This is a genomic window from Clostridium paridis, from assembly GCF_016765615.1.
In the GTDB taxonomy this organism is placed as follows: domain Bacteria; phylum Bacillota; class Clostridia; order Clostridiales; family Clostridiaceae; genus Clostridium_T; species Clostridium_T paridis.
Genome location: NZ_JAESWA010000023.1, coordinates 538105 through 551041, shown reverse-complemented (window position 1 = coordinate 551041; position 12937 = coordinate 538105). Strand labels below are relative to the sequence as shown.

Sequence of the window (12937 nt, the reverse complement as noted above, 5' to 3'; positions counted from 1 at the left end):
ATCCTCTATATAACTAACAAACTCTATTAATTGGTTTTTCCTTTATAAAGGCATCTATATTCTTAGCCAAAATATCCAAAAGTCTTTGTCTTGATTCAAGGCATTTCCAACCAATATGGGGAGTTAAAATAACATTTTTCATACTAAAAAGTGGATTATTTAATTCTGGTGGTTCAATCTCTTGAACATCAAGAGCTGCTCCAGCTATTATTTTATTTTCTAAAGCCTCGATTAAGTCTGCTTCCTTTATAATTGCTCCTCTAGCAGTATTTATTATAAAGCTTGAAGGCTTCATAAGTTTTAAATTATTTTTATCAATAAGATGATTTGTTTCCTTAGTAAGTGGACAATGAATAGTAACAAAATCACTTTCCCTAAGTAGTTCCTCTAAACTTACAAACTTAATACTTGAGTCACCTAAATCTTTATGACTTCTGCTGTAAACAACTATATTCATTCCTAATGCTTTAGCTACTTTCATCACTTGTTGTCCTATAGAACCTGCCCCTATAATTCCTAGAGTTTTATTCTGTATTTCAAAGTGGGGCACCCCTAGGTATTTAGTGAAATTACTATAGTTATTATTTTCAATCATCCTTTGCTGCTCTGATAAAGATGAACTTAAACTTAACATAAATGTAATCACTAATTGAGCCACAGCTTCGCTACTATAACCTGGTACATTACAAACTGCTATGTTTTTCTCTTTTGCAGCCTCTGTATCAATATTATTGTATCCCGTACCAGCTTCACATATTAATTTAACACTTGTAGGAAACTTTTCTATTAACTCTCTTCCTATAGCGAGTTCTTTTGTAACTACAATGTTTTGATCTTTTACTCTTTCTAGAATTTCACTTTCATTACTATCATCATATTTTGTAACTTTACCTAAGCTATCTAGAGTTGAAAAATCAAGTGAATTATCAAAATTTACTCTGCTTGAATTAAGAAATACAATGTTACTCATTTTGTCCTCCTTATTACTCCCATTCCTCATTTTATATATATTTCTGATTTAAATATTTTCCGGGTAATATGCTTTTATTATATCACAATAAAATTTATGGAATTATCTCATTAATGATTGCGACATTCTAAAATAAGTATGTCTTTTTCCCCTAACTACTATAGATAAAGCCATAATATTTTCTGGGTCTGCCATTCTTCCATATCCACCATCTCCTATATGATGTATATCAATCCCCACCCTTTTATTGCTTAAAGCAAACTGTCTTATGGTATCCACATCTGCACTTTCTTGACTAGTTCCTATTGCACTTATACTTAATGCCCCTTTTTCTTTCACTTTCTTAACTAAATTATATAGTTCTTGTTCTTGAACTCCTGGAACTGTACCTACAGCAGGAACCAATATTCCATCTGCACCTTCATCAATAAATCTCTCTATAATATCTACATCAAGAAATTTTTCATTTATTCCTGCTCCATGCATTTTACCAGCAAAAATTAATCCCCTATAATACTTCTTAGCAATATTAATTGAGTTTAAAATAGCACTATTTGAAACTCCAGTAGCTGGGTTTCCTGTTAAACAAATAAAATCTATTCCTTGATTATTCGCCTCAACAAATGTCTCTTTAGTTGCTTTTCTTCCCTTCGAAATATCTAGTTTATCCTCTATAAATGTTGCATCTTCATCAACAGGTTCTAAATTAATTCCTATTGGTCTTCCAACCATCTCTTTTAGTCTATCAATGGTTTTATCGCATTCTTTTAATCCTTGAACCTTCTTCTCATACACATCGTATTCATTAAGTAGTATTAAATCAGCACCAAAGGATGCCATTACTTCTGCATTAGTAAGCCCTTCTAATAAGGGTGCTGCAGTTACCACTGTTTCTCCTAGAACAGTTCTTCCTTCACTTGCTAAAATTGCTTGTTTTAGTTCATCTCTACTCATTTTCTTAAAATCACTTGCAAAACAACTTAATAATCTTTTCATTTTCTCCTCCTATTAATTACATCTCTGTGGTATTTTATTGTTAACTTTACCTAAGTATAATTTGCGAAACGGGTTCAGCGTCAATACTTTTTTTAAAAAACATTTTAAGGTAAAATTATTTTAACTAATAGTTTAAGGAGTGAGCTTTATGATAACTATTTATGATATTGCAAAAATTTCGGGTTATTCTGTTTCTACAGTATCTCGTGCATTAAATAATCAACCTAGAATTTCTAAAGAAACTCGAGATAAGATTTTAGAAATAGTATCTAAATATGATTATATTCCAAATAGCAAGGCAGTAAGTCTTAGTATTGGCAAGAGCTTTAACCTTGGAATAATAGTACCTTATAGCAGTTCTAATAGTTATTATGATACGATAATAAGTGGGATTATGGAAGAAGGTTTTAGAGATGGTTATAAAGTTACCTTTTTACCTACAAACTACGATAAAGAGATAGAACTTGACTATCTAAAAATGTTTTCCTCAAAAGAGTTTGATGGTCTTATAATTTTATCTGCTTCAAATTGTTTTAAATTAATAGAAGAATATAAAAAATATGGTCCAATTATCTGCTGTGAAGATGTAGGTGACTGCAATCTTCCTTCTGTCTACATAAATAGATTTGAGGTCTATGAACCCATATTAGTAGAGCTTAAAAAGAAAAATTATAAAAACTTTGCCCTTACCTTTAGTAGGACTTATGATTCTAGCTTGGCTTCACAAAAAGTTTTTAATATTTTTCAAACAAACTTAAAAAGTTTTTCAACAAAATTAATATATAATAATTGTAAAAATTTTGAGGATGGCTACTGTGCTGGAAAATATTTTTATAGTTTAAAGAACAATGTTGATTGCATATTCGCAAACAGTGATGAAGTTGCAGCTGGAATTTATAAATTTTTTAAAGATAATAACATTAAAGTTCCATTAATTATAGGGCAGGATAATCAAGCTATAAGTAAGCTTTTAGATATATCTACTATTGATTTTCATATAACTACTTTAGGAAAGAAAGCTGTTTCCATGTGTATATCTGGAGAATTTAGAAATGAAATAATAAGAAGTTCTTTTATAAAAAGAGGAGATTTATAATAATAAAAAACATCCACCTTGGGAAATATATATTTGGAGGTGAATGTTATGCAAGTAAAAGATATAATGTCAAAAGATTTAGTAAGTTTAAGTCAAGATGATTCTGTTGAAAGAGCTGCTCAAATGATGAAACAATTCGATATTGGATCAATTCCTGTATGCCAAGAACAAAATTTAGTTGGTGTCGTTACAGATAGAGATATTGCTGTAAGATCAGTAGCAACAGGTCAAAATACAAGTATTCAAAAAATAAAGGATGTCATGACATCAAAGCCTGTAACAGGAACCCCTGATATGGATATTCATGATGCAGCTAAAATAATGAGTGACCAACAAATAAGAAGACTTCCAATTATTCAAAATAACAATCTTGTTGGTATAGTTGCTCTTGGAGATATTTCTGTAGAGCCTACTCTTCAAGATAATGCTGAAGACGCACTTAAAAATATTTCTCAACCAGCAACTAATCACATCTAATTAAATATATAAATATAAAAACCAGTATTCTTATACTGGTTTCCTAATTATATGGAGGTGTAACTATGATAGATAAGGAGAAGGATATAGAAATTGAAGAAGGAATTTATTTAAAAAGAAATCATGAACAAAATGAAAAAGCTCATACAGCAATAAATACAATGCTTGCTTTTGGACCAGTTAATTTTGGATTAAGTAATATGAAAAATGAAGAAAGCTACGCTGAGCAAAGAATTAAAGAAGATTTAAGAGAATAAGTTGTTTTAATTAATCTATAAAACAAAAAAGAACTACCATAAAGGTAGTTCATTATTTGCATATTGCGTCCAAAATACCGTTTCTCCAATTTTGAGACCTATCTCTTGATAGGTGGGTGTCCGCAAATAAGCTTCTATTTTCCTACTGCCGTTATGTTTTCAATTATGAAATCATATGGGACTCACCATAGGCCTAATATAATCTTAATTTTATGAGACTCCCTTTGTTGTAATGTAGATTCAAAATAGGAGCTTTTCAAATATTTCAGAAATTTATTATGTAAGACTGAGCTTACTTTCAGTCTTTATATACTATTTTCTAGGACTCCAAAACATCTTAAGAATGTTCAATCGGTTCCTGTATAAGTAATTATATAGGGTAAATAGGTAATAGTCAATTAGAAATTCTAACCAAAAATTAGTCAAATAAATAGGTTAATAATGGTATCTCCATTTCATTTTTATTTGCTCCACCATGTACCCCTTTAAGTATGATTTCAAAAACATCTTTTTCATACCACCAGATGTTAGTATTACCTCTTGGTAATATAATAAGATTACCGCATCTTTCTTTTAATCTTTTTGATGGGTTATTAAAAAATCCTATTTTAGTTAATTCCTCAAAGGTATACACTTCCGCTAATTCTTTTAATTCCTTTTTCAAAAGTTCTTTTAAGAAGCTTAAATTTTCCTCTTTTACATGAAGTATTAAATCTCTTGTATAACCAGTTGGAGACATAATATCACCATTTTTATTTTTAACCAGATACTTATCAATATCAGGTATCATTTCATTTATATAATACTTTTTACTTAAATCACTTTCTATTTGCCCATGGTCAGCACTTATCATAATCAGTGTATCATTAAACTTACTTTTTCCATTATCATAAAAGGAATCTAGATGCTTAAACAACTTTTTTACTGCTCTCTCAAATTCTTTAGATGAATTACCATATTCATGCGCTACAGTATCCAGTTCAGGTATATAAACGTAAAAATATTCTTTTTCGTTATTTTGAACTAAATCTTTTGATAAACCTTCAAATAGTTCTTTATAATTCTCGTACCCCTTTAATGCTGCGCTATTATACATTGCTTCAGCAAATGCACCGTGATTTATTCTCTTAGGTTGATATACAGTAGTCTTTACCCCATGCTCTGATAATTTTCTGAACAAGCTCTCTCTAGGCAAAAAGCTCCTTGGATCTATATTTCTGTTTTTTAAGGTTTGCATCCCGTCTTTTCTAGCTTCTTTAAATAAAAATGGAACTATTATATCTTCTACCACTGGCTCGTAATAAAACCATTCATAAAGTCCATGTTCATTTACTGTTTCACCAGTTAAAGCTGTTGTTACATGTACAGTTGTAGTTGAAGGAAATTGAGAAGTTAACTTTGATACTACTCCATTCTCCTCAACTTCTTCCAAAAATTTTGATTGTTCTCTATATCTATCATAAAAGCACCATCCAAAAGCATCTACTAAGAAGAATACCACTTTATTTGGCGAAGTTTTTAACCCTTCTAAAGTGTCCTCTGGCAATTTTCTATTCGCATCAACCCCGAATAAATCCTTTATGGTTCCAAAAATGTTAGAAAAACAATAGCTTTCATATAATGGAACTGTGAATATATTATATGTGCTTTTATTAACCTCCTCAAAGGATTTCATATTTCTCATATAAATACCTCAAACTTTCCTATAAATTACTGCAGATTATATTCGGCTATAAACCTCGTCGGAAAAAACTCATATAGACTTACTTTTTCCACTCTTGCGTTTATTGGCATAAAATTATTAGCTACTATTGGAATTACCTTTTGAATATTTTCCTCATTATCTATTATTATAGTTGCATGAGGAGTCCATCCTTTATCATTATTAATAAATTCCTTATCAAACTCTTCATGTAAACTAAGTAATTCACGATTAACATCTGGTGCGAAAAAGATTACTGACAAGTCAAATAATCCGATATGATTAAAAGTTAAGTTAAAACTTTTTGTCTTTAAACATACTTCTTCAAGTAACTTTTTGATTTCTTCTTCACGATTTGTATCATAGTAAGCCATCGTAATATGATGAGATAGATTAGGAGTCTGTTTTCCTACTATACCTGTTTCATTTATGGTTCTTTCAATTCCCTTCATATACTTTTCTGTTTCTTCATCAAAAGTTGCTAATAAACACAAAAACTTTTCACTCATTGTACTACTTCCTAACATCGTATTCTATTTTCATATCATTACCATCAAAGTATACGAGATCCCCAGCAGCTAAGTGCCAAACACCTTGTAAAACTGTAGGATATTTTATTCCATTTACATCTTTATAACCTCTACAAACAGCTGACCATTTTTCAATTCTTGAATTACCTTTTCCATCATTATATTCTCTATCTTCTGTCGTATAACTTGTCATACATCCATTATCATCAAAGGTGAAAATTCCACTAGCTTCAATTCCATAATAAGTTATAGTAGCTTTTGCATGATTTTCATCTATACTTTCCCAAGTAACAAAATCCTGCAAAGCAACATTAGGTATTATTAAACCTTCAGATAAATATGTTGCAAGGCATGCTTTATCCATAGCTTTTCCTCTTTCATCAAATAGCGTTATAATCTTAGCTATTTGTCCCTTCATTCCTCCAACTCCATCTTTATATGAGTCAATTCCTTCAAAAGGGATTCCCATGAGACTTGTATTTATAAGAGCAAACCTTGTTGGCTTGTTCACGAAACTATACAATGTATATTCTATTTTAAGCTTTCTTGAAGCCTGCAAAAAATCTACATCTTTAAAGTATATCTTCATATTTGCCATTTTAGGCTTACCAATATACCCACAATAACGAAAATATTTTTGTACAGGTATTGGTAAATTTGAAATATCCTCTTCTGTAAAATTCTTATTTAAAGTCTTAGAATTTTTTAATTCTTCATGAATATATTTCTTAAACTCAGCTTTAACTGGTGAATAAGAAATATTAAACCATACTAAAATAAGTATAATTATTACTGTAATGATACCTAAAATCCAAATCATACTCTCGTCCCCTTATTATATTTATAAGAATAAGTTCAATGCTTTTCTATATATCTTGAAATTTTCTACAATCCATTCATTCCATTATGGTTATTATCATTGAAACTATTTCCTTGTGTCATATCATAACCACCATGCTCGAAAGGTGTTATTTGTTTTAATGATTCTCTCTCAAAATTTTGGAATTGTTGTCTATTCATTTCTTCCTGAAACTCTTGGAATTGTTGCCTGTTCATTTCATCAGTAAACAAATTTCGACTATTGCTTCTTCGCTTATATTGACCATTTCCCTTACCAAAAAAACTAACTATTAGTCTTACAACTGCACAAAAAATTATAACCTTTGCCAAAAATGTAACCATCTTTCTTTTCCCCCTTAAGTATGATTTTCTTTTCTGTAAAAATAAATACCCATTACTATACCAGCTATAATACATAATACTGACATTACACTAGGAATAGTATAATCTAATATATATATTTTTCCAGGCAGAAGTGTTTCATTATATGCCGGAATGAATGAACGAAGTGAAGTATAAACTATAAATGTAATATACAAAAAAACAATCCCAAGCATCGCTAGTATCCATGAAAAAATATATCCTATTTTATTCATATATTTACCTCCTTTTATCATTAAACTCATAATCGCTATAGCTAATAATTACATGAATTATACCAAATAATCCAGTCGGAATAATTGCAATATAATTGTGAAGCCATATTTCAGATAATATAAAATAGGTCACTGGGAAAATAGCCAGTCCTAAAATAATAATTAAATTAACCTTTCCTATAAAGAAAAATCCCCAAAACACATAATATAAAAGTAGTATTATTACTATCCAAATAATATGAGTACTATGAATTTTAATTGCTTGCTCACTTACAACTAATATAAGCATTGTAAAAAATACTACTCTAAATATATTTTCAATAATATCTAGCAACACATGTTTATTCTCATTATTCCCTAAGGTATAAGGAACAGGTTTAATAAAGTAAAATAAGTTAGGTATCATAGGTAATAAAAAGATTATTAGTCCATAGAATGAAAATCCAAAGTAATAGTTCACATGAATACCTCTTTCGTAATTAAATGTATTATGAATATTGTATCACCTTTTTACCATTATTTTCACTAAATATATATTTAATCCAAATAAAAAAAACACTATAAATCTATTTCAGAAAATATAGTGTCTCATATTTCATACTATTAAATTAATATCCTTGTATTATAGGCACTACTATATCATTCACAAAAAATAAGCCTGTCCCAATGATAGCTAGTATCAAAAATGCTATAAATTTAAATCTACTTTCTTTTGAATCAATTTCCTTAAATCCATAAAGAATATAGAATATAAATGCCAAAAGTAATATTAATGCAACAAATATATCCTTATAACCTGTATCAACAATAAGATGATCCTGTGAATAAAACCATGAGTTTATTGCTCTATTAGCTATAATTACAAAGAAAATTAAAACAAACAGCCAATCTGATTTCTTACTTTTCTTTCTTATTAAACTAATGATATTAATAAGTAATAGAACAGCTAAAAATCCATATACCACCATAGCTACATTAGAATAAAATCTATCCATAATAAAAGCTACAAAAAATATAAATAAATAATAACTGAATACCCCTGCTTTCTGCTTTTCTTCCATTCATATGCACCTTCTTAATAAATTTCTTTTTTTTATATAAATTCCACACCATCCTTTCTATACCAATTAATCCATTATCTAATGTATATATAATTGTATTCACAAATTCTATACCGTATAATAAAACAAACAAATTATTTACAAAGGAGAGTTTTTAATAATGACTACATTTATTGCGCTGCTACGTGGCATTAACGTAGGTGGCAAAAATATTATCAAAATGGCAGAACTAAAAAAAGTATTGGAATCCATTGGTCTTTTGGAGGTAAAAACATATATTCAAAGTGGCAATGTGCTTTTTAAATCAAATGAAAATGAAAACATTTTAAAAGAGAGGATAGAATGTGAGATTGAAAAAGCTTTTAAAATTTCCTTAACAGTGGTTTTAAGAACCTCCTCAGAGCTTGAAGATATAATTAATAATTGCCCTTTTTCTGATGAACAAATAAAAGACGCTGAATCTCAATCAGACACAGAATGTCTATATGTTGCATTACTACTTATTTCACCTTTACAAGAAAATATCGAAAAATTAAAATCATATAAAAGTGAAAATGATGAATATAGCGTTATAGAAAAGGATGTATATCTACTATTTAAAAATAGTATTAGAAATTCAAAACTTGCTAATAATCTACATAAATTAGATGTACCTGCAACTGTTCGTAACTGGAAAACCATTAATAAATTATTTGCTTTATCAAAAGAAATGAGTAAGTAAAGAGTATAAACAATAAAAAACTCTCTTATGTATAAAAAGAAATTTATAATCCATCATATTAATTGAAAGGTGGTATTATAGTGAAAAAAATAGTTACTTTTTTAGTTTTCATATGTTTATCATTTAATATTTTTGGGATAGCTCCTCACGCACAACCTATCACTAATACCTTTAAAGAAGGTATTTATAGTGCAACTACATTAAACCTTGAGCCTAATAAAATTTATAGTGTTCAAAACACTTCAAAAGAACACACAATGCATATAACAGTATACGATGATCACCAGGTAATCCTAGAATATTTAAGACTAGAACCTAACACAGGAAAACAAAATTTATTACCTATTAAACCAACTTATAATTTTGTGGTATTTGGCAAAGGGGACATATTTATTTCTTAAATAAAAAACACCGATAAATTCAACTTAACTTGGAATTTATCAGTGTTTTTTTCAATGTATTATTTATCTTCTCTAACTATAAATTGATTTCCATCTTGGTCCTTAAATGAAAACATCTTTCCATAGGGCATACTCATTAATTCAGCTACCTCAACTCCATTTTCTTTCATCTTGTTGTATGTAGCTTCTATATCAGTTGTACTTAATAACACTGAAGGATGTTCAACACTAGTTGATGGATTTTGAGCCTTCATAGCATTCTTGTCATATAAAACGAAGGTAGTAAACTCATCTGCACTTGGTCCAACTTCTATCCATTTCATATTTGGTCCCATAGCTTGCTCAAATTTAACTACGAAGTTCATTTTTTCTGTCCAGAATTTTTTTGCGTCCTCCTGGTTATTCACATATAACGTAATCTTTCCTATTTTGTTGATCATTCTCTACTCCTCCTTAGTGGTTATAATTATATTATATACCCTAAATTACATATTTTATAGAAGATTTTACTTATTGCTTACAGTTGCAAATAATCCGTCACACATCTCCTTTAAGCTTGCACCCTCACCAAGTTTATTACTTAAAAGAATAACTACATATCCTGTATTCATATCTCTTCTTATTAGTGTTGTAAATCCAAGTATATCCCCTTCATGTTCAATAAGTTTTTGATTATCTTTGTTGATTATATACCAGCCAAAGCCATAACCATTTAGATACGGAGTTAACATTTCCTTCAATGAATTTTCATTTATAAGTTTGCCTGAGCATAAGTTATTATTCCATACAAGCAAATCTTCTACATTTGAATATAGGTTTCCTGCAGCAAAAGCTAATGAAGGATCCATATCTATGTCTTTTTGATATTGATTTGATTTATGATTTATATATGAGTACCCTTGCGCCTTTTCAGTTGCTCTATCCATATTATTTAAAGTTCCAGTAGACTCAAGTTTTAAAGGTTTAAATATATTCTCTCGCATATAATCTTCATAACTCATACCTGATACTTTCTCAATTATATATCCTAATAAAACATAGTTAGAATTACTATATTCATACTTAGTTCCTGGTGCAAAATTTAGTTTTTTATCCTTAAACAATCCAATTAGCTTCTCAGGAGTATATCCGCTATTCGAACTGATGAGCTTAAGATAATCAGGAATACCTGAAGTGTGATTTAGAAGATTAAAAATTTTTATTTTATTCCCATTAGGATAATTTTCGATATATTTGTCAATTGTATCTTGAACATTTAATAGTCCTTTTTCTTGAAGCATTAGTATTGCAGTTGCAGTAAATTGTTTTGTTATTGAGGCTATTTTAAAAACAGTTTGGGGAGTGTTTTGCCTCTTATTTTCAGCATCTGCCATACCATATCCATTTTCAAATAAAATCTTTTCATTTTTAGCTACAAGGACTGTACCATTAAAATTACTATACTTATCCATGTACTTCTCTAGTTTTAAATATACTTCATCCTTATCTTTACTAGCTGTTTCTATTGTGTCTGGCTTATTATTTGAGCATCCAGTTAACACTGTAAATACAAATATAGAACTAATTATACTTGCGATTACCTTTTTCATAACCCTCTCCTTATACATAATTATTTACAATACCATATGTCTTAAATATTTATTCAAAATCTTATGTAACTATTAAACATTGATGGCTATCCTCTAGGCGCATACATAATAATAATTGCCCCAATTAATGCGATAGCTCCTCCAATTAAGTCAAACTTATCAGGTATTATATTATCAACCTTCCATCCCCATAATATTGATAAGACAATAAAAATCCCACCGTAGGTTGCATACACTCTGCCAAAATTAGAGTTAGGAGGTTGTAAAGTAGGAATAATTCCATATAATATTAAAATTATTGCTCCCATTATTCCATAAATGATACTCTTTCCCTCACGTATCCATAGCCACACTAAATAGCCGCCGCCAATTTCAAATATTCCTGCTAATATAAAGTAAAATATAGACTTTAAAAATTCCATGTTGTCCTCCTCTAGGTTTTTGTAGGAAACTTAATTTATTCTTGTTTGAAAATGTCGGTTACTGGACATTTTCAGGCACGAAAAAATTATTAGTTGAACTTAAAAACCTCCTCTAGGTTTTTCTATAATAATTACCTCATATTTTACCATGGAAGAGTCCTGTAGTTAATAAAAATAACTAAGATTTCTATACTACGTAGTTTATCTTAGTTATCTTTTATTTATATTATGAACTACCTTTATATAGCCTCTTTAGTTCCTCCTTTGGCATTAATGCCTGAACTAAATACCCCATTAGTATTACCCCCGGCAGATCAATTAATAGCCGTGCTATTGTAAATTTATAGCCAAGTGCTGCAAATTCAAACATGAGGGTAGATACTTTAGTTACGCACCAAGCATTCATAAAAATTATTATATTGCTAAATTTAACACCCTTTTTAAGTAATACTATTGTAAAAGGAAATGCAGCATACATAGGCCCTGCAGCTAATGAGCCTATAAGTATAGCAAGAAAGATTCCTGTTATACCTGAATTATCACCCATGTACTTCATCATAGTTTCTCTTGGAATCCAAACATCCATTAATCCTAGCAGTAACATAATTGGAGGCACTACTAAAATCATCTGTTCAAAACTTGAAAAAGCTATACTAAAGGATTTTAAACCCAGATCCTTGTTGAAAATTGTGATTACTATTGATACCAAAAGAGCTACTATAAAAAAAGAATACCTTTTTGCTAGAGTTTTTATCATATTATTGGCACCACCTTTTCAACAAAGAAAGCTACTATAATTGAAAAGATAAAAGCTATAAAGTTTCTATAAAATGTGCCTCTTTTCCCTATATATTTAGCTTCCAAAGGAATAGTGATTATTCCAATAAGAGTTAGGGTTGATATAAGTGCTGCAACTTGGGCTAGACCTGCTCCATTATTAAGAAGCATATTTCCAGTAGAAAAAGCTACAAAGGTAGGCATCATAGCTATACTTCCTAATAAAGCTGCTAAAAACACTCCAAAGACACCAGAATTACTTCCTAATATTCTTGATATTGTTTCAGGTTTAAGTACTGCAAGTGTTAACCCAACAACTATTATTATTCCTAAAAACTGAGGTAACATATTCTCTAGGGATTTCCACCCTCTTAATAGTGCTTTTTTAGTTTTTGCCTTATCTTTTCTATAAGACAATAAGAACAGTATAATTGCCGCTGAATAAAGAATAAGACTGCTCATATTTTTCTACTCCCATAACTTATTATTAATATTATTATAT

At 29.5% G+C, this 12937-nt stretch carries 19 protein-coding genes and 1 other RNA gene; 5 read left to right on the top strand and 15 right to left on the bottom strand.

Annotation, left to right across the window (positions count from 1 at the left end):
* Window positions 1–13 precede the first annotated feature (13 nt).
* Together JK634_RS15910 and JK634_RS15905 are read right to left on the bottom strand one after the other, a co-directional pair.
* A complete protein-coding gene (locus JK634_RS15910; RefSeq protein WP_202768708.1) occupies window positions 14–970 on the bottom strand; it encodes an NAD(P)-dependent oxidoreductase in 957 nt (318 codons plus the stop codon).
* Between the two features lie 102 nt (window positions 971–1072).
* A complete protein-coding gene (locus tag JK634_RS15905) occupies window positions 1073–1966 on the bottom strand; it encodes a DUF7916 family protein (RefSeq protein ID WP_202768707.1) in 894 nt (297 codons plus the stop codon).
* A 148-nt stretch (window positions 1967–2114) separates the two neighbouring features.
* On the opposite strand from JK634_RS15905, the gene JK634_RS15900 reads away from it, so the two are divergent.
* The 3 genes from JK634_RS15900 to JK634_RS15890 all read left to right on the top strand — a co-directional run bounded on the left by JK634_RS15900 (window position 2115) and on the right by JK634_RS15890 (window position 3796).
* Entirely contained in the window at window positions 2115–3062 is a 948-nt protein-coding gene (locus JK634_RS15900) for a LacI family DNA-binding transcriptional regulator (RefSeq protein ID WP_202768706.1), read from the top strand.
* 48 nt (window positions 3063–3110) lie between these two features.
* Window positions 3111–3539, top strand: coding sequence for a CBS domain-containing protein (locus JK634_RS15895; RefSeq protein WP_202768705.1), 429 nt, complete (start codon window positions 3111–3113; stop codon window positions 3537–3539).
* Between the two features lie 65 nt (window positions 3540–3604).
* Entirely contained in the window at window positions 3605–3796 is a 192-nt protein-coding gene (locus tag JK634_RS15890; RefSeq protein WP_202768704.1) for a hypothetical protein, read from the top strand.
* Between the two features lie 62 nt (window positions 3797–3858).
* Here JK634_RS15890 and ssrS read toward each other — a convergent pair.
* From ssrS to JK634_RS15850, 8 genes are all read right to left on the bottom strand, one after another.
* Window positions 3859–4071, bottom strand: a non-coding RNA gene (gene ssrS / locus JK634_RS15885) — 6S RNA.
* A gap of 143 nt (window positions 4072–4214) precedes the next feature.
* On the bottom strand, window positions 4215–5480 hold the full coding sequence (locus JK634_RS15880) for an alkaline phosphatase family protein (RefSeq protein ID WP_202768703.1): 1266 nt from the start codon (window positions 5478–5480) through the stop codon (window positions 4215–4217).
* A gap of 26 nt (window positions 5481–5506) precedes the next feature.
* Complete coding sequence (locus JK634_RS15875; protein ID WP_202768702.1) at window positions 5507–6007, bottom strand: 2'-5' RNA ligase family protein; 501 nt, start codon at window positions 6005–6007, stop codon at window positions 5507–5509.
* A gap of 4 nt (window positions 6008–6011) precedes the next feature.
* The gene (locus JK634_RS15870; RefSeq protein WP_202768701.1) at window positions 6012–6848 is read right to left on the bottom strand and encodes a DUF6544 family protein; all 837 of its coding nucleotides are present in this window, start codon (window positions 6846–6848) and stop codon (window positions 6012–6014) included.
* Window positions 6849–6913: 65 nt separating this feature from the next.
* On the bottom strand, window positions 6914–7210 hold the full coding sequence (locus tag JK634_RS15865; protein WP_202768700.1) for a hypothetical protein: 297 nt from the start codon (window positions 7208–7210) through the stop codon (window positions 6914–6916).
* A 14-nt stretch (window positions 7211–7224) separates the two neighbouring features.
* A complete protein-coding gene (locus tag JK634_RS15860; protein ID WP_202768699.1) occupies window positions 7225–7464 on the bottom strand; it encodes a hypothetical protein in 240 nt (79 codons plus the stop codon).
* 4 nt (window positions 7465–7468) lie between these two features.
* Window positions 7469–7924 (bottom strand): hypothetical protein, encoded by a 456-nt coding sequence (locus tag JK634_RS15855; protein ID WP_202768698.1) that lies wholly within the window; start codon window positions 7922–7924, stop codon window positions 7469–7471.
* Between the two features lie 148 nt (window positions 7925–8072).
* Window positions 8073–8525 (bottom strand): hypothetical protein, encoded by a 453-nt coding sequence (locus JK634_RS15850; protein WP_202768697.1) that lies wholly within the window; start codon window positions 8523–8525, stop codon window positions 8073–8075.
* Window positions 8526–8685: 160 nt separating this feature from the next.
* On the opposite strand from JK634_RS15850, the gene JK634_RS15845 reads away from it, so the two are divergent.
* Window positions 8686–9246, top strand: a complete 561-nt coding sequence (locus JK634_RS15845; RefSeq protein ID WP_202768696.1) for a DUF1697 domain-containing protein — start codon at window positions 8686–8688, stop codon at window positions 9244–9246.
* 80 nt (window positions 9247–9326) lie between these two features.
* Window positions 9327–9647: a hypothetical protein gene (locus JK634_RS15840; protein WP_202768695.1), complete on the top strand. Its 321-nt coding sequence runs from the start codon at window positions 9327–9329 to the stop codon at window positions 9645–9647.
* A gap of 59 nt (window positions 9648–9706) precedes the next feature.
* Here the strand turns inward: JK634_RS15840 and JK634_RS15835 are convergent, their stop codons facing one another.
* The 5 genes from JK634_RS15835 to JK634_RS15815 all read right to left on the bottom strand — a co-directional run bounded on the left by JK634_RS15835 (window position 9707) and on the right by JK634_RS15815 (window position 12897).
* On the bottom strand, window positions 9707–10087 hold the full coding sequence (locus JK634_RS15835; RefSeq protein ID WP_202768694.1) for a VOC family protein: 381 nt from the start codon (window positions 10085–10087) through the stop codon (window positions 9707–9709).
* Between the two features lie 66 nt (window positions 10088–10153).
* Window positions 10154–11236: a serine hydrolase domain-containing protein gene (locus tag JK634_RS15830; RefSeq protein ID WP_202768693.1), complete on the bottom strand. Its 1083-nt coding sequence runs from the start codon at window positions 11234–11236 to the stop codon at window positions 10154–10156.
* Window positions 11237–11322: 86 nt separating this feature from the next.
* Window positions 11323–11658, bottom strand: coding sequence for a YnfA family protein (locus tag JK634_RS15825; RefSeq protein ID WP_202768692.1), 336 nt, complete (start codon window positions 11656–11658; stop codon window positions 11323–11325).
* A 226-nt stretch (window positions 11659–11884) separates the two neighbouring features.
* Window positions 11885–12415 carry a permease gene (locus tag JK634_RS15820; protein WP_202768691.1) on the bottom strand — a complete coding sequence of 177 codons (531 nt, stop codon included), beginning with the start codon at window positions 12413–12415 and terminating at the stop codon, window positions 11885–11887.
* Window positions 12412–12897 carry a permease gene (locus tag JK634_RS15815; RefSeq protein WP_202768690.1) on the bottom strand — a complete coding sequence of 162 codons (486 nt, stop codon included), beginning with the start codon at window positions 12895–12897 and terminating at the stop codon, window positions 12412–12414. Before JK634_RS15815 ends, JK634_RS15820 begins: the two co-directional genes overlap by 4 nt.
* Window positions 12898–12937: the final 40 nt, after the last annotated feature.